The organism is Micromonospora sp. NPDC048935 (genome assembly GCF_043197875.1).
In the GTDB taxonomy this organism is placed as follows: Bacteria; Actinomycetota; Actinomycetes; order Mycobacteriales; family Micromonosporaceae; genus Micromonospora.
Genome location: NZ_JBICTZ010000011.1, coordinates 73,975 through 94,334, shown reverse-complemented (window position 1 = coordinate 94,334; position 20,360 = coordinate 73,975). Strand labels below are relative to the sequence as shown.

Below are 20,360 nucleotides of genomic sequence, written 5' to 3'. Positions count from 1 at the left end.
CTCGCTGCGGCTGCGTCGACATGCGCGACTGTCGTCACGCTACCCCCGGTTGTTACCCGGGGGTAGCGATCGGCGGAGATCTGCCAGATCAACGGCCGGCGATCTCGTCCGGGTCGTCGTCCTCGTCGTCGATGTCGTCCTCACCCCAGTTGCGGCGAGCGAACGGCAGGGCGACCCAGAACGTGATGAACCACAGCCCGGTCAACGCGCTGAGCACGAAGGCGATCGGCCGGTCCAGCACGAAGTCGGTGATCAGCAGCACCGCGCTGACCATCGCGATCAGCATGAAGGCGAGACCACCGGTGGCCATCCGGTGCGCGAAGCGGACCAACTCCGGCTTGCGCCCCTGCCGGAACAGCGCCCGGTGGAACGCCACCGGCGAGATGATCATCGCGGTCGCGGCGGCGGCCGCGAGCAGCGCGATGACGTAGACGTCCCGCTGGAACTCGCTGGTCCGGGTGAATCCGTTACTGAACGGCAGGGTGAGCAGGAAGGCGAAGAGGATCTGCACGCCCGTCTGCGCGACCCGCAACTCCTGCAACAGGTCGGCGAAATTGCGCTGCCAACGCTGCTTCTCGGTCTCCTTGGACACGCGCTACCTCCGGTGCGACGCTACTGCCGGCGGTCCCGGCCGCCGGCAGCAACGCCAATGCCCCACCCGGGCGAGCGCGAAACGGGTTCACGACATCCGTCGTTCACCTTCCCGACGCACCTCGGCCATCAGCACCACGTCAGGAACCGCGCCGGATACGACCGGCGTACCGGGCCTCCAACTCCGTGTTGTGCGCGTCGCCGTCGGGGATGTTCGCCGACAGGTAGACCGGCGGCCGCTCCCCCGCCGCCAGCAGCCGCGCCACCACCTCCACCGTGACCTGCTGGGCCAGCAGCGCGGCGGTGATCGAGGAGACCGCGCCGACCGCGGCGCCGCCGGGCAGCGGCAGCGTCGCGTCGCCGTACGGCGCACCGTTGTCGAGCACGACGTCCGCGAGGTCGGACAACTTGCGCCCGGACGGGTGGCGGGAGGTCATCCGGCCCGAGTGCTGCGCCGAGGTGATCGCCACCAGGGCGTGGCCGCGCTCCTTGACGAGCGTGGCGAACTCCACCATCGCGCCGTTGACCCCGGAGTTCGAGGCGAGCACGAAGACGTCGGCGGGCCGCACCGGCGCCAGCTCGTAGAGCCGGTGGGCCACCGCCGGGTCCCGCTCCAGCAGCGGACCGAGCCGCTCGGCCGGTTCGCCGCCGAGCAGCACCAGGTCACGCAGCGCGATCCGGTTTGTCGGCACCAGCCCACCCGCCCGGCCGGCGATCTCCATGGCGAGGGCCTCGGAGTGTCCGGTGCCGAACGCGTGCACCACCCCGTCGGCGCGTACGGCGTCGGCGATCAGGTCGGCGGCCCGCCCCACCGCCTCCCGCTGGCTGGCGGCCACCCGACCGATCGTCTCGGTCACCACGGCCAGGTATGCCTCGGCACTCACCGTCATGCGTCCTCCGTCGTCCGATTACGGTCCAGCCAGCGCACGGCGAAGTCGACAGCCGCCCGCTGGCGCATCAACCTGCCGGTCCCGGTGCCGACCGCTCCGGTGCGCACCGCCCCGGTGGCCTCCAGGTCCACGCCCAACGCGTCGAAGTCGGCCGCGTCGAGCCGTACGTCCTGCCACCACACCCATTCCCGACCGCCGTCGCCGGTCCGCACCGCCGCGCCGACCCGCTCCCGGGGCGAACCCGGGCAGCGGTACTCGGCCAGGTGCAGCGAGGTGCTCACCGAGTGGTCCACGCCGAGCAGCAGGACGTCGGCGTCCAGGTCGTAGAGCCGGGCCAGTGGTGAGCCCTCGCCGAGCATGTCGGCCAGGCGGTGCCCGGCCACCACCTGCTCGGCGGCCGGGCCCAGCGCGGCGAACGACACGTGTGGATGCGAGCTGCGCAGCGCCCCGGGCCAGCCACGGACCGCCTCGGCGAGCGCGCCCATGAACCGGCTCGGGGTCACCGCCGGGTCGAAGCCCGGCATCTCGGCGCGGATGAGCGGCCACCAGTCCGCCGGCACCGGCGGGTTGCGCCACTGCGCGGGGTCACTGTTGTCGGGTGTGTGGGTGGGCACCACGATGGTGCCGTCCGGGCCGAGGGCGTCACGCAGGGCGAGCACCACGGCGTGCGGCCCGCCGCAGACGAAGCCCAGCGGACGCAGCGCGGCGTGCACCAGCAGCGTCGCGCCGGGGCGTACGCCCAGCAGGCGCAGTTGCGCGGCGATCGAGCGACGAGTGCCCGGTCCGCTGGTACCCGTCGTCACGGTGCCCCTTCCTGACCGACCCGCACGGCTCAGGCCGTTCCGGCGGCCCGGGCCAGGATCGCCTCGGCGAGCGGGCCCGGCGCCGTGTCCGGAATCCAGTGACTCACACCGGTCAACCGCACGAAGCGGTACGCCCCGGTGACGTTCGCCGCGCACGCGTCGGCGGCACTCCGGCCGATGGCCACGTCCCGGTCACTCCAGACGTAGGTGGTGGGCACCGCGACCGGACCGACGCCGGCCAGGTCGGCGCGGGACATCGCCCGGTACCAGTTCAGCGCGGCGGTGAGCGCCCCCGGCGCACGCATCGGGGCGGCGTAGCGGTCCACCCGGGGCGCGTCGCCCACCCCGCCGAGCATCCTGCGCAGCGCGGCAGCGTTCCACGCCAGCAGCACCCTCTCCGCCGTGCCCGGCTTACGGAACAACGTGATGTACGACGAGCGGGCCTTCTGCTGGGCGTCGTTGGCCAGGGCGTACGCCATGGCGGCCGGATGCGGCACGGACACCGCGGTCAGCGTGCGGACCCGGTCGGGGTGCCCGGCGGCGACGGCCCAGGCCACGATCGCGCCCCAGTCGTGGCCGACCAGGTGGACGGCGTCCACGCCCAGGGCGTCGAGCACGGCCACCACGTCGGCCACCAGCTCGGGGATCCGGTAGTCGGACACCTCGGTCGGCCGCGCACCGGGCGAGTAGCCGCGCTGGTCCAACGCGTACGTGCGCAGCCCGGCCGCGTGCAGCGCGGGCACCACGTCGTCCCATTCGCCCCGGTGTTGGGGGAAGCCGTGCAGCAGCAGGACGGGTACGCCGTCCGCCGGACCGCCGGCGGTTACCTCGAACGTGAGACCTCGCGCGTCGACCCGCATGATCGTCAGCCTACCCAGCCGGCGTACGGCCGGCCGCACGCCGAGACGGGCGGAAGCCCTGCTAGGCCGGCACCCCTGGTCGGTGTTAGCGTCGTCGAGACAACTTCACATCCGACAGGGGAGCGCACAGCGCTGAGAGTGCGGGCACGCCCGCAGACCCTCGAACCTGATCTGGGTAATGCCAGCGCAGGGAGTTCGGTCGACCTCCAGCCGCGCCGCCGTCCGGTGCCACCGGGCGCGCGGCGTGCGTCTTCTCCTGGTTCGCAGTCAGAACTGGGAGCAACACATGACATCCACCACCGACAGCGGCCGCTGGCGGACCATCGACATCGTGGTCGCCTCGGTGATCGCGGTCGCCTTCGGCGTCATCTTCTGGGCCTGGGGCCTGGTCTGGAGCGCCACCGAGGGTGCGTTCACCTTCTTCCCGCCGGCGCAGGCGCTGCTCTACGGCGTCTGGCTGATGCCGGCCGTGATCGGCGGCCTGGTCATCCGCAAGCCCGGCGCCGCGCTCTACTGCGAGACGGTGGCCGCGGTCCTCTCCGCGCTGCTGGGCAGCCAGTGGGCCGGCACGGTGATCCCGCAGGGCATCGTGCAGGGCATCGGCGCCGAGCTGGCGTTCGCCGCCTTCCGCTACCGGTCGTACCGGCTGCCGACCGCGCTGCTGGCCGGCGCACTGACCGGTCTCAGCGCCGCGCTGTTCGACTTCTTCGTCTGGAACGCCGACTACGCGCTCAGCGACTACCGCCTCCCGTACGCGCTGATCACCATCGTCAGCGCCACCGTGATCGCCGGTGCCGGCGGCTGGCTGCTGACCGAGTCCCTGGCCAGGACCGGAGTCCTGGACCGGTTCCCGGTAGGCCGGAACCGAGCACTGATCTGACCCCGCTCCACCGCGTCGATCATGAGTTTGACGGGCGGTTGGATCTTCAGAACCACCGTCAACCTCATGATCGACAGTGCAGGGTGGAGCCGGGGCTGGGAGGGGGTGGGTTTGGTGGGCGGGGTTTTGTTGCGGGGGTTTGGGTGGCGGCACGCTGGGCGGCGCGCTTGGGCTGTGCGCGGGGTTGACCTGCGGGTCGAGGCCGGGGAGCGGGTTCTGCTGCTCGGGCCCTCCGGGGCCGGTAAGAGCACCCTGCTCAGCGCGCTGGCCGGGCTGCTCCCCGAGGACTCCGGCGAGCAGGAGGGCATCGTCGAGATCGACGGACTCGACCCGCGCAAGGGACGGGAACGCGTCGGCATCGTCTTCCAGGACCCGGAAACCCAGCTGGTGATGGCGCGCTGCGGCGACGACGTCGCGTTCGGGTTGGAGAACCGCGGCGTACCAACCGACGAGATCTGGCCCCGGGTGGACGAGGCGCTGCGCCGCGTCGGCTTCCCATACCCGCGCGACCGCCACACCGCCGCACTCTCCGGCGGCGAACAGCAACGCCTCGCCCTGGCCGGCGCGCTGGCGCTGCGTCCGGAGTTGCTGCTGCTCGACGAGCCGACCGCGAACCTCGACCCGGTCGGGGCCGACCTGATCCGACAGGCGGTGGCCGGCGCGCTGGACGCCGACACCACGCTGATCCTGGTCGAGCACCGGATCGCCGAGGCGCTGCCGCTCGTCGACCGGGTGGTCGTCCTGGAACCGGGCGGCGGGGTCCGCGCGGACGGCACACCCGAGGCCGTCTTCGCCGCCCACGGTGCCACGCTCGCCGCCGAGGGGGTCTGGGTGCCCGGTCACCCCATCGCGCCCCGGCCGGCCACCGCCGCACCCGGCGACCTGTTGCTCACCGCCGACCGGCTCGGCCTGCCGCCCCGGCTGGGCTCCACCGACCTGACGGTACGCGCCGGCGAGGCACTCGCCGTCCGCGGACCCAACGGCGCCGGCAAGTCGACCCTGGCGTTGCTGCTCGGCGGGTTGCTCCGGCCGGGCGCCGGACGGGTCACCGCATCCGTCGAGTTGGCCGGCACCGACCACCGCACTCCCCCGCACCGGTGGCCGGCCCCCGCACTGGCCCGGCGGATCGGGTCGGTCTTCCAGGACCCGGAGCACCAGTTCGTCACCAGTACCGTCTTCGACGAGCTGGCGCTCGGCCCACGCCGGACCGGTCAACCCGAGTCGGCCGTCAAGGAGATCGTGTCCGGGCTGCTGGAACGGCTGCGCCTGGTCCGCCTCGCCGCTGCCAACCCGTACACCCTCTCCGGTGGTGAGGCGCGGCGGCTGAGCGTGGCGACCGCCCTGGCCACCGCGCCCCGCCTGCTGATCTGCGACGAACCCACCTTCGGCCAGGACCGGCGGACCTGGCGGGAGTTGGTCGACCTCTTCGCCGACCTGCGTGACGCCGGGCACGGCGTGGTCGCGGTCACCCACGACGCGGACTTCGTGGCCGCGCTCGCCGACCGCACCGTCACCCTGCACCGGGCCGCGACCGACGTCCACCCGGTCGACCCGGCCGGCAATCGGCCTGGCCGGCCGGCGGCAGGCAATCGCCCAGGCCAACCGACGGCAGACGATCGGCCTGCACGGCCGGCGGCAGGCGATCGGCCTGGCCAGCCGACGGCAGACGATCGGCCTGCAAGGCCGGCGGGCCAGCCGGGCCGGGACGACGTCCGATGATCAGCATCGAGCCGGTCGCCGCGCCCGGTGCGCCGTTGGCCCGCCGCAACCCAGTGGCGAAGGTCGCCGCCGCGCTGGTCTTCTCGTTCACTTTGCTGGCCACCCTGGACCCGCTGGCCCCGGCGATCGCCATCGCGCTCGAACTCGCCGTGCTGCCGCTGTTCGGCATCGGCTACCGGGTGCTGGCCCGACGGGCCTGGCCCCTGCTCCTCAGTGCCGCCGGCATCCTGGTCACCCTGGTGCTCTTCGCCGCCGACCGGTCCGGCAGGGTCCTGCTGGACGCGGGACCGATCCTGGTGACCACCGGCGTGCTGCTCACCGCCCTCGGCCTGGTGCTGCGGGTCTTCGCGGTGGCCCTCCCCGGTGTGATCGTCTTCGCGACCACCGACCCCACCGACCTGGCCGACGCGTTGATCCAGAACGTGAAGGCGCCGGCCCGGTTCGCCATCGGGGCCCTGGCCGCGTTCCGTCTGGTGCCGCTACTCGGTCAGGAGTGGCAGATGATCAGCATGGCCCGACGCGCACGCGGCGTCGACGCGGGCCGCAACCCGGTCGCGAAGCTGCGACTGTTCGCCTCCACGGCGTTCGCGCTGCTGGTCGGAGCGATCCGCCGGGGCACCAGGCTCGCCGTGGCGATGGACGCCCGCGGTTTCGACGCCGGCACACCTCGCACCGTCGCCCGCCGTCAGCACTTCACCCGCGCCGACGCGCTCCTCATCGCCGGGGCGGTGGTGCTGGCCGGCGCCGCCCTCGCCACAAGCATCATCGCGGGCACCTTCCGCCCCTTGATCAGCTAAACCCCAGTCGACTGCGGCCCGCCACCTACCGGCTGGCCCGCCGTTCGCCCGCCGACTGCCGACGACCGACGGCATGCCCCCGGGGCCACCACCGGCCAGCAAGATCCGCACAACATCAGAGATTCAGGGGCCTCGCCCTCAAAGAAGGCCACTACATCCCCAATATTGCTGCCACCCCACCCCCGCGCCGCCCCGTCGATCTTGCAGTTTCTGTCGCTGATTCATCCTGGTACGTCAGTTTTTGCCGGGGCAGAAAGTGCAAGATCGCGGGGGCGAGGTGGGGCTGGGGGCGACGGGCTGCTCGATCAGCTGCGGCGGAAGGCGTAGCGGCGGGTCTGGCCGGCTTGCTGGCTGCGTCCGCCGCCGGAGCGGTTGCCGCCACTCTGCGGCGGGCCTGCCGTCGGTGCCTTCGGTCGCCCGACCGGCTTCGGCAGACCTCCCACCGCCGGCACGTCGACAACCACCGGCACATCGACAACCACCGGCACGCCGACGACCGTCGGCAAATCTCCCATCGCCGGCACGTCGACAACCGCCGGCACGTCGACCGGCACCGGCACACCGACCGGGGCAGCCGTCTCGTCCGGCACAGGCGCCGGCAGCGCCAGCCCAGCCAGCACTGCCGGTTCCGGCCGCAGGGGCGGCTCGAGCGCGCGGTCCCGGTCGGGGAGGGTGGGTGGGAGCAGGCCGTGGCCGGCCGCCGGGCCGATGCCGAGCGGCGTCGCTTTCGGGGTACGGGACTTCTTCGGGTTACGCCTCGCAGGCATCCGAACCTCCGTCAATGCCGACCGGCACGGCCGGCCCCGCGCTGCGGCGGTCGGTCGGATCGGCTGGTGACCGTCGTTGCGCGACGGCCGAAAGGGGAAGGGACTGCTCACCGGGACCAGGCAGACCAGCGCCGCCGAACGGCGGGGAGGAGATGCGGGACGCCCGGGAGCGCACGGACCGCGACGCGGGACGGCGGGCCGGCTCGGAGGTGGGGCGTCAGTTACGCATGTCCGTACCCTAGCCACCGCCCGACCGGACGCGCATCCGTTTTTACTGGCACGATCGGCACATGCTTATCGCGTTCTCGATTACCCCGCTCGGCGGTGACGACTCCGTGGGCGACCTGGTCGCCGAGGCGGTGCGGGTGGTCCGTGCCTCCGGCCTTCCCAACCGGACCGATGCGATGTTCACCACCGTCGAGGGTGAGTGGGACGAGGTGATGGCGGTGGTGAAACGGGCGGTCGACGTGGTCGCCGCGCAGGCACCCCGGGTGAGTGTGGTGCTCAAGGCCGACGTTCGGCCCGGGGTCACCGACGCGCTCAACGGGAAGATCGCCCGGATCGAAGCCCGTCTCGCCGAAGGCTGACGCGCGCGGCACGGGTTGGCCACAGGTTTCCCTGCACGGCCTACCGGCTCCACTGCGGAGTACCCGGGCCACCATGCGCAACGCGCATGGTGTTCGCAGAAACGGGAGGTGGATCACTGGTCCATATCGGCTCACATCACGGTAAGTTTCCAAACGCTGATAGTGGTGACGAGAGGTGGCGGCACGAATGGCTGAGCAGGCGACGGCGCAGATCGGTGTGACCGGGTTGGCGGTGATGGGCCGCAATCTGGCCCGCAACCTGGCCCGCAACGGCTTCACGGTGGCGGTGCACAACCGGACGCCCGCGCGCACCCGGAGCCTGGTCGCCGAGCATGGCGACGAGGGCACGTTCGTGCCCGGCGAGACGATGGCCGACTTCGTGGCGTCGCTGGAGCGGCCCCGCGCGGTGATCGTGATGGTCAAGGCGGGTGCGCCCACCGACGCCGTGATCGACGAGTTGGTGCCGCTGCTGGAGGAGGGCGACATCATCGTCGACTGCGGCAACGCCCACTTCGCCGACACCCGTCGTCGGGAGGAGGCGCTGCGCGCGCAGGGGCTGCACTTCAGTGGCACCGGCGTCTCCGGTGGCGAGGAGGGCGCGCTGCTCGGGCCGAGCATCATGCCCGGCGGTTCCGCCGAGTCGTACGCCAAGCTCGGGCCGATGTTCGAGAAGATCGCCGCCCAGGTGGACGGCGTGTCGTGCTGCACCCATGTCGGGCCGGACGGCGCCGGGCACTTCGTCAAGATGGTGCACAACGGCATCGAGTACGCCGACATGCAGCTCATCGCCGAGGCGTACGACCTGCTTCGGGCCGGTCTGGGCGCGAAGCCGGCGGAGATCGCGGAGATCTTCCGCGACTGGAACGGCGGCGAGTTGGAGTCGTTCCTCATCGAGATCACCGCCGATGTGCTCGCGCACACCGACGCGGCGACGGGCCGCCCGTTCGTCGACATCGTGCAGGACCGGGCCGAGCAGAAGGGCACCGGCCGGTGGACCGTGCAGAGCGCCCTGGACCTGGGCATCCCGATCACCGGAATCGCCGAGGCGACCTTCGCCCGCTCGCTCTCCGGGCACGTCGACCAGCGCGAGGCCGCTCGCCGGGCCTTCCCGGACGCGGGTGAGAAGTGGCAGGTCGCCGACCGGGACGCGTTCGTCGAGGACGTCCGCCGGGCGCTGCTCGCTTCAAAGATCGTCGCGTACGCGCAGGGCTTCGACCACATTCGCGCCGGCAGCCAGGAGTACAACTGGGACATCAACCTCGGTGGCACGGCGACGATCTGGCGGGGCGGCTGCATCATCCGGGCCCGCTTCCTCGACCGCATCCGCGAGGCGTACGACGAGAAGCCGGACCTGCCGACGCTGCTGGTGGCGCCGTACTTCGCCGAGGCGGTCGCCGCTGGCGTGCCGAGTTGGCGGCGGGTGGTGGCCGACGCGACCCGGGCCGGGGTGCCGACGCCGGCGTTCTCGTCGTCGCTGGCGTACTTCGACGCGCTGCGCGCCGAGCGTCTGCCCGCCGCGCTGATCCAGGGTCTGCGGGACAACTTCGGCGCGCACACCTACCAGCGGGTGGACCGCGAGGGCTCGTTCCACACCACCTGGGCCGCCGACCGCACCGAGTCTCCGGCGTAGTCGGCGCGGCGCCCCGCGGCGCCGTGATCGTGCTCGATCGATGATGTAGTGGCCTTCCGTTCTCGGGAGGCCACTACATCCATGTTCGGGTGCGATCATGGGCGCGCTCCGGGTGAACGGTCAGGCGACGGTGGCGTGCATCTCCCAGACGAGGATCTCGGCCGGTTCGTCGGCGGTGACCCGCCGGCCTCCGGTCCTGGTGAGCCGGACCGCGTCGCCGGTGCCGAGCGGGCCGCTGCCCTCCAGAGTCACCGTGCCGTTGGGCACGTACAGGTGCACGAAGGGTGCGTCGGGGATGGTGACCTCGTCGCCGGGGGCGAGACGGGCGGCGTGCAGGGTCGCGTACCGGTTGCGGATCCGGATCGCGGACGCACCGTCGTAGCGGTCCATTCCGGAGGCGACCGGCACCAGGCCGCCGCGGAGGAGTTCGTCCTCGATCTCCAGTTGCTCGTAGCCGGGATCGTCTCCCTGCTCGTCGGGGACCACCCACATCTGCACGAAGTGCACCGGATCGGTGTGCGGCTCCTGGTTGTTGAGCCGCCAGGCGTCGTTCTTCTCCGAGTGCAGGATCCCGGTGCCGGCGCTCATCCGCTGAGCCAGGCCCGGGTAGATCACCCCGGAGTGCCCGGTGGAGTCCTGGTGCACCAGGGAGCCGCGCAGTACCCAGGTGATGATCTCCATGTCCTGGTGCGGGTGGGTTTCGAAGCCCGCCCCCGGGCGCACCACGTCGTCGTTGTTGACCAGCAGCAGACCGTGGTGGGTGTTGGCCGGGTCGTAGTGCCGGGAGAACGAGAACGAGTGCTTGGAGTCCAGCCAGGAGATCCGGGTGGCGAAGCGATCATCGGCGCGACGCACGTCGACGGCGGGAGCTGGCGCGGTCACCAGGCACGCTGCCCGGCGTCCGGGGTCGACGGCGCCCAGGCCAGGGCCGGATCGCCGGTGGCCAGCTCGGCGATCTCACCGGTGCGGATCTGCGGTGTGTGACCGAACTCGGCGCAGTGCTGCTCGGCGATCTCGGCACAGATGTCGGCCACCTGCGCACAGATCGGCTCACCCAGATCGGCGGCGTTCAACGCCATGATCATTTTGAACCGGAGATCCCGCATTTCCACCCCAACCGCCGTCGTCCCACCACAACCGGACCCTACCCGCCCCCCTTCCGCAACACCCGAAAACGACCGCACCCACCCCGCTCTGCCCCGCCACGCCACCTCGCCCCGCCCCGCCACGCCACCTCGCCGCGCCCCGCCGCGCCTCGTCCCGCCGCCGCGGTGCGCGCCCCGCCTCGCCGAGCCCCGCCGTACCCGGCCGCGCCCCGCGATCTTGCACATTCTGTCCCCGCATTGCCGGCATACCGGTATGAATCGGTGACAGAAACTGCAAGATCGGCGAGGGCGAGGGTGGGCCTTGCGCGGCAGGCAGGGCGGGGTGGGGCAGGGCGGGACGGGGCGCGCGGTACGCAGGGCGGGACGGGACGGGGCAAGGCGGGACGGGGCAAGGCAAGGCGGGACGGGGCAAGGCGAGGTGGGGTGGGGATGGGACGGCGCCGCCTGCACCGGGGGGTGCGGGCGGCGCCGGGGACGGGCGGGGGGCTGATCAGAAGAAGCGGCGACGCTTGGCCTTCTGGGGACGCATCAGGTCCGCGCCCTTCGTGAGCAACCGGGTCACCCCGGAGGGACCACGGCGGGCCTCCAGGGTGTGGCTGAGCCGGCGGGCACCGGCAGCCGCCAGGGGCACCGCGACCGCCATCACCGCCCACTGGGCAATGCGCTTCTGGATCATGTGGGTTCACCTCCGTCAGTGGCTTCTGACATGGGTGATACCCAGAGTGACGGAAGAGTAAGCGCGTCGGCTCAGATCACCGGGGCGACCGGGTTGGGCAGTGCCCCGCCGAAGCGTCGGTCGCGTTGCGCGTACAACTCGCACGCGTACCAGAGGTGGCGGCGGTCGAAGTCGGGCCAGAGCGTGTCCAAGAAGACCAGCTCGGCGTACGCGGACTGCCAGAGCATGAAGTTGGAGATCCGTTCCTCCCCGGAGGGGCGCAGGAACAGGTCCACCTCCGGGATCTCCGGGTGGTAGAGGTATTTCGCCACGGTCTTCTCGGTGACCTTGGCCGGATCCAGTCGGCCGGCGGCCACGTCGCGGGCGATCGCGGCGGCCGCGTCGCCGATCTCGGCCTGCCCGCCGTAGTTGACGCAGAACTGCAGGGTCAACGTCGAGTTGTCCTGGGACATCTCCTCGGCGGTCTGCAACTCGGAGATGACGCTCTTCCACAACCGGCCGGACCGACCCGACCAGACCACCCGTACGCCGAGGTCGACCAACTGGTCACGGCGACGACGGATCACGTCCCGGTTGAACCCCATCAGGAACCGGACCTCGTCGGGCGAGCGCCGCCAGTTCTCGGTGGAGAACGCGTACGCCGTCAGGTACGGGATGCCCATCTCGATCGCGCCCTCGATGGTGTCGAAGAGACTGTGCTCCCCCGCCTCGTGCCCCTTGGTGCGGGGGAGTCCGCGATCCTTGGCCCACCGACCGTTGCCGTCCATCACCACCGCCACGTGCTTCGGCACCGCCTCGGTGGGCAGTGCCGGCGGCCGGGCGCCGGACGGGTGCGGTGTCGGCGGCGTCGGCTCGCGCCGGCCACCCCTCTTCGATCGGATCACTCGGTCACTCCCTGTTCGTGCCGTCCGCCCCGGCCTCGACGTCGCCACGCGGCCGGAGCACCACGACCCCGGTGCCGTCCGGCGGCGAGGCCGTGCCGGCCGCCGAGGGACCCCGGTCGACCAGCGGCAGCGAGCGTAGCGCGCGCTCCAGGTGCCACTGCAGGTGAGCCGCGACCAGCCCACTGCACTCCCGGCGTACGCCGGTGTCGGTGGCGTCGGCGAGCACCCAGTCGCCGGTGGTCAGCGCGGACATCAGGTCGATGGTGGCCGGCGCGGGGTGGGCCGCGCCGGGTGGCCGGCAGTCCGGACAGACCGCGCCACCGGCCGGAACCGAGAACGCCCGGTGTCGCCCGGGGGTGCCGCAGACCGCACAGGCGATCAGCGCCGGCGCCCAGCCGGCGAGGGTCATCCCGCGCAGCAGGTACGCGTCGAGGACCAGCGTGGTGGCGTGCTCGCCCCGGGACAGCGCCTTCAGCGCGCCGACGGTGAGCTGGAACAGCCGCAGCGACGGCTCCCGCTCGACCGGGGTCAGCCGCTCGGCGGTCTCGGCGATCGCACTGGCCGCCGTGTAGCGGGGATAGTCCCCGAGGAACCGCTTACCGTACAGGTCGATGCCCTCGACCTGGCTGACGCTGTGCAGCGAGCTGCCGTGGTTGCCCTTCGGGTCGCCGGCGAGCTGGAGGTCGACGTGGCCGAACGGCTCCAGCCGGGCGCCGAACTTGCTGGTGGTGCGGCGGATCCCCCGGGCCACCGCGCGCAGCCGGCCGTGCCGACGGGTGAGCAGGGTGATGATCCGGTCAGACTCGCCGAGCTTTTGCACACGCAGCACCACCGCGTCGTCGCGGTAGAGCTGTCGGCGGTACCCGGCCATCGGGCCATTCTCCCTCGGGGTGTGAAATCAGGGTTGGTTCGGGGTGGATGCGCGGACGAACCCCGATGCGCCCGACTCGTCACCGGTCGTAGCGTGCTGGTCATGGCAATGCACCCCACCACCGGCACCGTCCGTCGGCGCGCCACCGCACCCGTCGCTCTGGGCCTGGCAACCACCCTCATCCTCCTCGCCGGGTGCGACAACCTGGCCATGCGTCGGCTCGACTACGACGACACCGAGGCGGCGAAGATCACCACCATCCGGGTCCTGCCGGGTGCGGGCGACGTGATCGTCCGGGGCAACGGCACGGCGGGCGAGGCGCGGATCAAGCGGGTGGTGCGCTACCAGGGTGGCGAACCCCATGCCCGGTACGAGATCAAGGGCAGCGAGTTGGTGCTGGACACCGACTGCGGCGACCGGTGCAGCATCTCCTACGAGGTGGCCCTGCCGGAGGGCGTGGCTCTCCAGGGCGAGTCCGGCTCCGGCGACGTGGAGCTGAGTCGGGTCGGCACGGTGGATCTGCGGCTGGGCTCCGGTGACGTACGGATCGTCGGCGCGTCCGGCGCGGTCGGGGTCGAGACGGGTTCCGGTGACATCGAGGTGAGCGAGGCCAGCGGGGCGGTCCGGCTGCGCGCCGGCTCCGGGGACATCACCGCGCGCCGACTGGGTGGCGCGGTCGACGCGGAGGCCGGGTCCGGCAATGTCAACATCGAGCTGGACAAGCCCGCCGCCGCCCGCGCCCATGCCTCCAGCGGTGATGTCACGCTGCTGGTGCCGGCGGGCAGCTACCGGGTCCGGTCCAACACCGGCTCCGGCGACGCGCGGGTCACCGTCGCCGACGACCCGGCCGCGTCACTGGTGCTCGACGGCTCGGCCGGCAGCGGCAACGTCACCATCAGCCAGCGCTGACGTCGCCGGTGGCCACCTCCGCGGGGGCCGCTGCCCGGCCGGCATGGTCTCGGCGACGAGGTCGCGTACCGGCCGACTCCGCACCGGGACGGTCCACCTCTGCGCCCGACCGAGGGGCAACCGCGCCTCCGGTCGGGCCGCCGCCTCGGGGAGGTGGGTCAGAAGCCCAGCTTGCGCAGCTGCCTCGGGTCGCGCTGCCAGTCCTTCGCGACCCGCACGTGCAGGTCGAGATAGACCCGGCCGCCCAGCAGCTCCTCGATCTGCCGGCGGGCGTTGGTGCCGACCTCCTTGAGCCGGCTCGCCTTGTGGCCGAGCACGATCGCCTTCTGGCTGGGCCGTTCCACGTACAGGTCGGCGTAGATCTTCATGACCTGACCCTCGGGGATCATCTCCTCCACCACCACGGCGATGGAGTGCGGCAGCTCGTCGCGGACCCCCTCCAGGGCGGCCTCCCGGATCAACTCCGCGACCAGCACCTGCTCGGGGTCGTCGGTGAGCATGTCGTCCGGGTAGAGCTGCGGTGACGGCGGCAGGTATTTGGTCATCACGTCGACGAGCGTGTCCACCTGGTGCCCGGAGACGGCGCTCACCGGCACGATCTCGGCGAACTCCCCCATCTTGCTCACCGCGAGCAACTGCTCGGCCAGGCGGCGCTTGTCGACCAGGTCGGTCTTGGTGACCACCGCCAACACGGTGGCCTTCAGCTCGGCCAGCTCGCCGGTGATGAACCGGTCTCCGCGCCCCACCGGCTCGTCGGCCGGGATGCAGAGGCCGATCACGTCGACCTCCGTCCAGGTGGACCGGACCAGGTCGTTGAGACGCTCGCCGAGCAGCGTACGGGGGCGGTGCAGGCCCGGCGTGTCGACAAGGACCAGCTGCGACTCCGGACGGTGCAGCACGGCCCGGATGACGTGCCGGGTGGTCTGCGGTTTGTTGGAGGTAATCGCGATCTTGGTGCCGACGATGGCGTTGGTCAGCGTCGACTTGCCGGCGTTGGGCCGGCCGACGAAGCAACCGAACCCGGCCCGGTACGGCCGTGCCTGCGGGTCCGGCACGGGGCTCACTGCGCCACCGTGCCGAGGACCGTGCCGTCCGGCGCGGCCACGTGGATCGGCGCGTCCACCGTGAGGTCACGCACGGCCGCGTGCCCGGCGCCGTCGAGTGTCGACGCCTCGGTCACCACCACCGCGGCCTCCAGCCGGCTCGCCCCGGCCGCCACGGCCGACGCGACCGCCAACTGCAACGCGGTGAGGGTCAGCGACGGCAACGCGACACTGGCCGCCGCGTACGTCCGGCCGTCCTGATCCCGGACCGCGGCGCCCTCCACGGCGGCGACCCGGCCGCGGGCTCCCCGGGCCAGGACGACCAGTTTGGCGTCCTCGGCGCTCAGGGGTGTCGGCGCGCTGGGCGCGGGCCGGGCGGCAGGCACGGGGGATGTGTCAGGCATCGGCGGATTGCCTCTCGTCGTCTCGGTAGTTGGTCGTGTCGTCCCCGGAGCCGGCGTACTCGCCACGCCCCGCGGTGTCCTGCTCATGGCCCGACTCCACCCGGCTGACCAGGACGGTGTCGATCCGGTTGCGCCGGCCGGTGGTGCCCTCGGCGAGCAGCCGGAGGCCGGCGACCTCGACCTCCGCGCCGGGGATCGGCACTCGCCCCAACGACTGGGCCAGCAGGCCACCGACCGTTTCCACCTCGTCGGTGGGCAGATCGGTGTCGAACATCTCGCCCAGACTCTCCACCGGTAGGCGGGCGGTCACCCGCACCGAGGAGTCCGTCAGACGTTCGACGGGCGGGCGTTCGACATCGTACTCGTCGGTGATCTCACCGACGATCTCCTCCAGGATGTCCTCGATGGTGACCAGACCGCCGGTGCCGCCGTACTCGTCGACCACGATGACCAGGTGGTTGCGGGCCGCCTGCATCTCCGACAGCAGGTCGTCGACCGGCTTGGACTCCGGTACGAAGGTCGCCGGGCGCATCAGCTCGGCCACCGGCAACTGCTCGGCCGCCGGGTCTCCGCCGCGGGAGCGGCGGATCAGATCCTTGAGGTAGAGCACACCGAGCACGTCGTCGACGCTCTCGCCGATCACCGGGATGCGGGAGAAACCGGAACGCAGGAAGAGCACAAGCGCCTGCGCGAGCGTCTTGCCCTCCTCGATCCACACCATCTCGGTACGCGGAACCATCACCTCACGGGCGATGGTGTCACCGAGCGCGAAGACCGAGTGGATCATCTGCCGCTCGCCGTGCTCGACCACGCCGCGCTGCTCGGCCAGGTCGACCAGCTCCCGCAACTCCACCTGGCTGGCGAACGGCCCCTCCCGGAAGCCGCGGCCCGGCGTGACCGCGTTGCCGATCAGGATCAGCAGCGAGGCGAGCGGGTTGAGCGCCCGGCCCAGCCAGCGGACCAGCGGCGCCACCGCCCGACCGACGGCGTACGCGTGCTGCCGGCCGATGGTGCGCGGGGCGACGCCGACCACCACGAAGCTGACCACTGTCATCGCGCCGGCCGTGACCAGCGCGGCCCGCCAGCCGGCCCCGAAGCTGTCCACCGCGACAAGCGCCACCAGGGTGGTGGCGGTCAGCTCGGCGAGCAGCCGCAACAGCAGGAGCAGGTTGAGGTGCCGGACGACATCGCCCGCCACGGCCTGAAGGGTGCGGGCGCCCCGCACACCGTCGCGCGCCAGCTCGGCGGCGCGGGCCGGCGAGATCGCGGCGAGCGCCGCCTCGGTCATCGCGATCAGACCGGCCAACACCACCAGGCCGGCCGCGAAGACGATCAGCTGCAGGTCGGGAAGGCCGGCGGTGGCGCCGGCCGCCAGTAACGGAGGAGTGGACATCACTGGGTGCGGGTCGACCGCCAGCTCGACAGCAGGCGGGCCTGGAGGGCGAACATCTCCCGCTCCTCCTCCGGCTCGGCGTGGTCGTAGCCGAGCAGGTGCAGCACCCCGTGCACGGTGAGCAGGTGCAGCTCGTCGGCCGAGGCGTGCCCGGCGGTCGCCGCCTGCTTGGCCGCGACCTCGGGGCAGAGCACGATGTCGCCGAGCAGGGCGGGCTCGCCGCCGGCCGGTGCGGACTCCCCCGGGCCGTGGTCGACGCTGCCCTCGTCCATGGGGAACGCGAGCACGTCGGTCGGACCGTCGCCACCCATCCAGCGGTGGTTCAGCTCGGTCATGTAGTCGATGTCGACAAGCAGCACGGACAGCTCGGCGAGGGGGTTGACCCCCATCTCGTCGAGGGCGTGCCGGGCGACGGCGAGCACGGCATCGGTGTCGACCTCGACACCGGACTCGTTGGCGATCTCGATGGACAACTGCTTTCCTCTGCTTTAGCGGCGGCGGCCGGCCCGGCCGCCCTGGGCGGGTCGCCCGGGTACGGCGTGGACGCCCTGCGCCTGCTGGTTCTCCCGCTCGGCGTCCCAGCGGGCGTACGCGTCGACGATCTCCCCCACCAGCCGGTGGCGGACCACGTCGGAGCTGGACAACTGGGCGAAGTGCACGTCGTCGACGTTTTCCAGGATCTCCCGGACGACCCGCAGACCGCTGCTGGTCCCGCCGGGAAGGTCCACCTGGGTGATGTCACCGGTCACGACGATCTTGGAGTTGAAGCCGAGCCGGGTGAGGAACATCTTCATCTGCTCGGGCGTCGTGTTCTGTGCCTCGTCCAGGATGATGAACGCGTCGGAGAGCGTCCTGCCCCGCATGTAGGCCAGCGGGGCGACCTCGATCGTCCCCTGGGCCATCAGCTTCGGGATCGTCTCCGGGTCGAGCATCTCGTGCAGCGCGTCGTAGAGCGGGCGCAGGTACGGGTCGATCTTCTCGTTGAGCGTGCCGGGCAGGAAGCCCAGTCGCTCACCCGCCTCCACCGCCGGTCGGGTCAGGATGATCCGGTTGACCTGCTTGGCCTGCAACGCCTGGACGGCCTTCGCCATCGCCAGGTAGGTCTTGCCGGTGCCGGCCGGGCCGATGCCGAAGACGATGGTGTGGGTGTCGATCGCGTCGACGTACCGCTTCTGCCCGAGCGTCTTGGGACGGATGGTGCGCCCGCGGCGGGAGAGGATGTTGAGCGTCAGAACCTCGGCGGGCCGCTCGGCACTGCCCTGCTCGATCATGCCGACGGTACGCCGGACGGCGTCAGTGGTCAGGGTCTCGCCTTTCTCGATGAGTTCGAGCAGCTCGCTGAAGACCCGCTCGGCGAGGGCGTTGTCCGCGGGGTCACCGGTGATGGTGATCTCGTTGCCGCGGACGTGCACGTCACTGCTGACCGAGCGTTCGACGAGCCGGAGGATCTCGTCGCCTGCGCCGAGCAGATTGACCATGATCTTCGAGTCGGGCACGGTGATCTTGGTCTGCACCCGGGGCGGGCCGGGAGGTGGGGTGCCGGTCATAGGTTGGGCCGAAGGGCCCTGCGCACCTGCTCTCGATCTCGGCGCCGGCCCTGCTGGCACGGCGTGCGGACGTTACACCCATCGTATCCGTTCAACGCGGGCCGCACCGCGCCCATTTCCGCTGGCCGCGATCAACGCCCGGCCCGGAAGTCGTACCTGTCGAAGGTCTCCTGGTGACGGGTGAACCGGTACGTCGCCCAGTGCATCCGGACCACCGCGCCGGCCTCGTCGCGGGTCAGCCGCAGCAGCTCACCGGCCTCCCGACCGGAGACCGTGCGGAACACGTCCGGCTGGTCCGGCAGCGGGGTGAAGATCGCTGGCGGACGTCCGGCCGGATCGGCGGCCCGACGCGCCCGCAGGGTGCCGTCGTGCCAGGAGAAGACATAGTCGAAGCCCTCGCCCCACCAGTGGCCGAGCGCTCCCCGCAGGTCCGCCGGAGCTGGCGGGCCGGGCCGCCAGGGCTCGATCTCGGCCGGGTCGTGCTCGACCGCCGCGGCGAGCAGCAGGTGCGGCAGGTCGAACAGGTCGGCCGCCGTGCCGGACGAGCCGAGCACCGCGGCACCCATCGCGCCGGCCGTGCCGTCGCCGCCCCGCCGGCCGTACACCCCGGCGAGGAAACCGGGCATCGCCCCGTCGTGCCCCACGTGCACCACCCGTTCCCCCTGCGGGACGAGGATCAGCCCGAGCCCGAAGCCCGCGCCCCAGAGCGTCTCGTCGGTGGTGGTCAGCGGCCAGCGCATCTCGTCGAGCGTGCTGGGGGCGAGGACCGCGCCGGAAGGGTCGAGTGCGGCCGGGTCGGCGAGGAACGCCGCCCAGCGGGCCATGTCGGTAGCGGTGCTCCAGAGCTGGGCGGCCGGGCCGACCGCGCCGAAGTCGGTGGGCGGTTCCGGGTGGGCCTCGTCGGAGTACGCGTCGACCAGGAACCCGGTGGCCGCCGTCGGCCGAGGCGTCACGGTGGTGTCGGTCAGCCCCAGCGGGGTCAGGATCCGATCGGTGAGCGACCGCGCCCAGCTCGCGCCGCGCAGCCGGGCGACAAGGTGACCGAGCACGGCCAGGCCGAGGTTGGAGTAGTGGAACCGCCGGGCCGTCGGCAGCACCCGCTCGGCCCGGTCCAGCTCGGCCACCAGTTGGCCGGCGTCCGGCGCGCGCAGGTTGTCCCAAATGTCACCGAACGGCTCGCGTTGCAGGCCGGCGGTGTGTGACAACAACCGGCGGACGGTCAGCTCGCCGTGTGCCGGAAGGTCCAGGTGCCGGCCGACCGGGTCGTCCAGGTCCAACAGCCCGTCGTCGCGACACTGAAGCACCAGCACCGCGGTAAAGGTCTTGGTGACCGAGCCGATGCGGAACTGGGTGCCCGACCCCAACGGGCTGTCGGTGCCGGTCGCGCCGACGGTGCAGCTCCACAGCGGTCGGTCGGCCCGGTGCAACGCCGCCGACACCGCCGGCACCCGGGCCTCGGCCTGCACCCTGCGGACCAGCCGACCCAGCCGCTCGTCCATCCGGGCGTCGACCCCGGAACCCGCGGTCACGCCGCCGCTCCGCTGCGCCGCGCCCCGGCACGCGGCCCGCTGATCCGCCGCGCCCCGGCGAGCGGCACCACGCCGAGCCCACTGCTCACGCCAGGTTCCGGGCGAGCATCGGGCCGAGCGGTGCGCCACCGAGCAGGTGCGCGTGCACGTGGAACACCTCCTGCCCGCCGTACACACCGGTGTTGAACATCAGCCGGAAACCGTCGCCGAGCAGGCCCTCGTCCTCGGCCACCGCGGCGGACGTCGCCAGCACGTCCGCGGCCAGCGCCGGGTCGCCCTGGGCGAGGGTGGCGACGTCGGCGTAGTGCTCCTTCGGAATGACCAGGACGTGCACCGGCGCCTTCGGGTCGATGTCACGGAAGGCGAGCGTGGTCTCGGTCTCCCGGACCACGGTGGCCGGAATCTCCCCGGCGACGATGCGGCAGAACAGGCAGTCGGATCCCATCGGGGCAGTGTAGAGAGCAGAGCGGCGGC

General features: G+C 72.1%; 23 protein-coding genes and 1 riboswitch. Of the genes, 6 read left to right on the top strand and 17 right to left on the bottom strand.

Annotated features, from left to right (window positions below):
* Window positions 1-88: 88 nt before the first annotated feature.
* The 4 genes from ACGFIW_RS26660 to ACGFIW_RS26645 form a co-directional block, all read right to left on the bottom strand.
* Window positions 89-592: a DUF6328 family protein gene (locus tag ACGFIW_RS26660; RefSeq protein WP_393321065.1), complete on the bottom strand. Its 504-nt coding sequence runs from the start codon at window positions 590-592 to the stop codon at window positions 89-91.
* Between the two features lie 139 nt (window positions 593-731).
* Entirely contained in the window at window positions 732-1,481 is a 750-nt protein-coding gene (locus tag ACGFIW_RS26655; RefSeq protein WP_393321062.1) for a sugar isomerase domain-containing protein, read from the bottom strand.
* Window positions 1,478-2,284, bottom strand: coding sequence for an aminoglycoside N(3)-acetyltransferase (locus ACGFIW_RS26650; protein WP_393321059.1), 807 nt, complete (start codon window positions 2,282-2,284; stop codon window positions 1,478-1,480). The genes ACGFIW_RS26655 and ACGFIW_RS26650 overlap by 4 nt, the downstream gene beginning before the upstream one ends.
* A 29-nt stretch (window positions 2,285-2,313) precedes the next feature.
* Entirely contained in the window at window positions 2,314-3,144 is an 831-nt protein-coding gene (locus tag ACGFIW_RS26645; RefSeq protein ID WP_393321056.1) for an alpha/beta fold hydrolase, read from the bottom strand.
* Window positions 3,145-3,250: 106 nt separating this feature from the next.
* Window positions 3,251-3,355: riboswitch (TPP riboswitch) on the top strand.
* 75 nt (window positions 3,356-3,430) lie between these two features.
* On the opposite strand from ACGFIW_RS26645, the gene ACGFIW_RS26640 reads away from it, so the two are divergent.
* The 3 genes from ACGFIW_RS26640 (at window position 3,431) to ACGFIW_RS26630 (ending at window position 6,540) form a co-directional block, all read left to right on the top strand.
* Window positions 3,431-4,024: an ECF transporter S component gene (locus tag ACGFIW_RS26640; RefSeq protein ID WP_393321053.1), complete on the top strand. Its 594-nt coding sequence runs from the start codon at window positions 3,431-3,433 to the stop codon at window positions 4,022-4,024.
* A gap of 114 nt (window positions 4,025-4,138) precedes the next feature.
* Complete coding sequence (locus ACGFIW_RS26635) at window positions 4,139-5,743, top strand: ABC transporter ATP-binding protein (RefSeq protein ID WP_393321514.1); 1,605 nt, start codon at window positions 4,139-4,141, stop codon at window positions 5,741-5,743.
* Window positions 5,740-6,540 carry an energy-coupling factor transporter transmembrane component T family protein gene (locus ACGFIW_RS26630; protein ID WP_393321050.1) on the top strand — a complete coding sequence of 267 codons (801 nt, stop codon included), beginning with the start codon at window positions 5,740-5,742 and terminating at the stop codon, window positions 6,538-6,540. Before ACGFIW_RS26635 ends, ACGFIW_RS26630 begins: the two co-directional genes overlap by 4 nt.
* Before the next feature lie 305 nt (window positions 6,541-6,845).
* Here ACGFIW_RS26630 and ACGFIW_RS26625 read toward each other — a convergent pair whose 3' ends face one another.
* Entirely contained in the window at window positions 6,846-7,307 is a 462-nt protein-coding gene (locus ACGFIW_RS26625; protein ID WP_393321047.1) for a hypothetical protein, read from the bottom strand.
* Between the two features lie 290 nt (window positions 7,308-7,597).
* Here ACGFIW_RS26625 and ACGFIW_RS26620 point away from each other — a divergent pair, with 290 nt between their 5' ends.
* Window positions 7,598-7,894 carry a thiamine-binding protein gene (locus tag ACGFIW_RS26620; protein WP_357077142.1) on the top strand — a complete coding sequence of 99 codons (297 nt, stop codon included), beginning with the start codon at window positions 7,598-7,600 and terminating at the stop codon, window positions 7,892-7,894.
* A gap of 187 nt (window positions 7,895-8,081) precedes the next feature.
* A complete protein-coding gene (gndA, locus tag ACGFIW_RS26615; RefSeq protein ID WP_393321043.1) occupies window positions 8,082-9,524 on the top strand; it encodes an NADP-dependent phosphogluconate dehydrogenase in 1,443 nt (480 codons plus the stop codon).
* Between the two features lie 120 nt (window positions 9,525-9,644).
* Here the strand turns inward: gndA and ACGFIW_RS26610 are convergent, their stop codons facing one another.
* The 5 genes from ACGFIW_RS26610 to recO all read right to left on the bottom strand — a co-directional run bounded on the left by ACGFIW_RS26610 (window position 9,645) and on the right by recO (window position 13,061).
* Entirely contained in the window at window positions 9,645-10,406 is a 762-nt protein-coding gene (locus tag ACGFIW_RS26610) for a pirin family protein (protein WP_393321040.1), read from the bottom strand.
* Complete coding sequence (locus tag ACGFIW_RS26605) at window positions 10,403-10,603, bottom strand: thioredoxin reductase (protein ID WP_393321037.1); 201 nt, start codon at window positions 10,601-10,603, stop codon at window positions 10,403-10,405. The genes ACGFIW_RS26610 and ACGFIW_RS26605 overlap by 4 nt, the downstream gene beginning before the upstream one ends.
* A 517-nt stretch (window positions 10,604-11,120) precedes the next feature.
* The gene (locus ACGFIW_RS26600; protein ID WP_179780512.1) at window positions 11,121-11,306 is read right to left on the bottom strand and encodes a hypothetical protein; all 186 of its coding nucleotides are present in this window, start codon (window positions 11,304-11,306) and stop codon (window positions 11,121-11,123) included.
* A gap of 71 nt (window positions 11,307-11,377) precedes the next feature.
* The gene (locus ACGFIW_RS26595; protein WP_393321035.1) at window positions 11,378-12,190 is read right to left on the bottom strand and encodes an isoprenyl transferase; all 813 of its coding nucleotides are present in this window, start codon (window positions 12,188-12,190) and stop codon (window positions 11,378-11,380) included.
* Between the two features lie 4 nt (window positions 12,191-12,194).
* The gene (gene recO / locus ACGFIW_RS26590) at window positions 12,195-13,061 is read right to left on the bottom strand and encodes a DNA repair protein RecO (RefSeq protein WP_393321032.1); all 867 of its coding nucleotides are present in this window, start codon (window positions 13,059-13,061) and stop codon (window positions 12,195-12,197) included.
* Window positions 13,062-13,163: 102 nt separating this feature from the next.
* Between recO and ACGFIW_RS26585 the strand changes: the two genes are divergently transcribed.
* Window positions 13,164-13,970 (top strand): DUF4097 domain-containing protein, encoded by an 807-nt coding sequence (locus ACGFIW_RS26585; RefSeq protein WP_393321029.1) that lies wholly within the window; start codon window positions 13,164-13,166, stop codon window positions 13,968-13,970.
* A gap of 158 nt (window positions 13,971-14,128) precedes the next feature.
* On the opposite strand, the gene era is transcribed toward ACGFIW_RS26585, so the two are convergent.
* The 7 genes from era to ACGFIW_RS26550 form a co-directional block, all read right to left on the bottom strand.
* Entirely contained in the window at window positions 14,129-15,034 is a 906-nt protein-coding gene (gene era, locus ACGFIW_RS26580; RefSeq protein WP_393321027.1) for a GTPase Era, read from the bottom strand.
* The gene (locus ACGFIW_RS26575; protein ID WP_393321024.1) at window positions 15,031-15,417 is read right to left on the bottom strand and encodes a cytidine deaminase; all 387 of its coding nucleotides are present in this window, start codon (window positions 15,415-15,417) and stop codon (window positions 15,031-15,033) included. Before ACGFIW_RS26575 ends, era begins: the two co-directional genes overlap by 4 nt.
* Window positions 15,410-16,834 (bottom strand): hemolysin family protein, encoded by a 1,425-nt coding sequence (locus ACGFIW_RS26570; protein ID WP_393321511.1) that lies wholly within the window; start codon window positions 16,832-16,834, stop codon window positions 15,410-15,412. The genes ACGFIW_RS26575 and ACGFIW_RS26570 overlap by 8 nt, the downstream gene beginning before the upstream one ends.
* Entirely contained in the window at window positions 16,810-17,283 is a 474-nt protein-coding gene (gene ybeY, locus ACGFIW_RS26565; protein ID WP_357077118.1) for an rRNA maturation RNase YbeY, read from the bottom strand. The genes ACGFIW_RS26570 and ybeY overlap by 25 nt, the downstream gene beginning before the upstream one ends.
* 15 nt (window positions 17,284-17,298) lie before the next feature.
* Window positions 17,299-18,357 (bottom strand): PhoH family protein, encoded by a 1,059-nt coding sequence (locus tag ACGFIW_RS26560; RefSeq protein ID WP_393321021.1) that lies wholly within the window; start codon window positions 18,355-18,357, stop codon window positions 17,299-17,301.
* Window positions 18,358-18,488: 131 nt separating this feature from the next.
* A complete protein-coding gene (locus tag ACGFIW_RS26555; protein ID WP_393321508.1) occupies window positions 18,489-19,856 on the bottom strand; it encodes a serine hydrolase domain-containing protein in 1,368 nt (455 codons plus the stop codon).
* A 115-nt stretch (window positions 19,857-19,971) separates the two neighbouring features.
* On the bottom strand, window positions 19,972-20,331 hold the full coding sequence (locus ACGFIW_RS26550) for a histidine triad nucleotide-binding protein (RefSeq protein ID WP_393321018.1): 360 nt from the start codon (window positions 20,329-20,331) through the stop codon (window positions 19,972-19,974).
* Window positions 20,332-20,360 lie beyond the last annotated feature (29 nt).

Excerpts from the sequence above, each read along its gene's own strand:
- ACGFIW_RS26655 (WP_393321062.1), bottom strand. The coding sequence starts at position 1,481 with ATGACGGTGAGTGCCGAGGCATACCTGGCCGTGGTGACCGAGACGATC.
- ACGFIW_RS26645 (WP_393321056.1), bottom strand. The coding sequence starts at position 3,144 with ATGCGGGTCGACGCGCGAGGTCTCACGTTCGAGGTAACCGCCGGCGGT.
- ACGFIW_RS26640 (WP_393321053.1), top strand. The coding sequence starts at position 3,431 with ATGACATCCACCACCGACAGCGGCCGCTGGCGGACCATCGACATCGTG.
- ACGFIW_RS26630 (WP_393321050.1), top strand. The coding sequence starts at position 5,740 with ATGATCAGCATCGAGCCGGTCGCCGCGCCCGGTGCGCCGTTGGCCCGC.
- ACGFIW_RS26625 (WP_393321047.1), bottom strand. The coding sequence starts at position 7,307 with ATGCCTGCGAGGCGTAACCCGAAGAAGTCCCGTACCCCGAAAGCGACG.
- ACGFIW_RS26620 (WP_357077142.1), top strand. The coding sequence starts at position 7,598 with ATGCTTATCGCGTTCTCGATTACCCCGCTCGGCGGTGACGACTCCGTG.
- gndA (WP_393321043.1), top strand. The coding sequence starts at position 8,082 with ATGGCTGAGCAGGCGACGGCGCAGATCGGTGTGACCGGGTTGGCGGTG.
- ACGFIW_RS26605 (WP_393321037.1), bottom strand. The coding sequence starts at position 10,603 with ATGGCGTTGAACGCCGCCGATCTGGGTGAGCCGATCTGTGCGCAGGTG.
- ACGFIW_RS26600 (WP_179780512.1), bottom strand. The coding sequence starts at position 11,306 with ATGATCCAGAAGCGCATTGCCCAGTGGGCGGTGATGGCGGTCGCGGTG.
- recO (WP_393321032.1), bottom strand. The coding sequence starts at position 13,061 with ATGGCCGGGTACCGCCGACAGCTCTACCGCGACGACGCGGTGGTGCTG.
- ACGFIW_RS26585 (WP_393321029.1), top strand. The coding sequence starts at position 13,164 with ATGGCAATGCACCCCACCACCGGCACCGTCCGTCGGCGCGCCACCGCA.
- ACGFIW_RS26575 (WP_393321024.1), bottom strand. The coding sequence starts at position 15,417 with ATGCCTGACACATCCCCCGTGCCTGCCGCCCGGCCCGCGCCCAGCGCG.
- ACGFIW_RS26560 (WP_393321021.1), bottom strand. The coding sequence starts at position 18,357 with ATGACCGGCACCCCACCTCCCGGCCCGCCCCGGGTGCAGACCAAGATC.
- ACGFIW_RS26555 (WP_393321508.1), bottom strand. The coding sequence starts at position 19,856 with ATGGACGAGCGGCTGGGTCGGCTGGTCCGCAGGGTGCAGGCCGAGGCC.
- ACGFIW_RS26550 (WP_393321018.1), bottom strand. The coding sequence starts at position 20,331 with ATGGGATCCGACTGCCTGTTCTGCCGCATCGTCGCCGGGGAGATTCCG.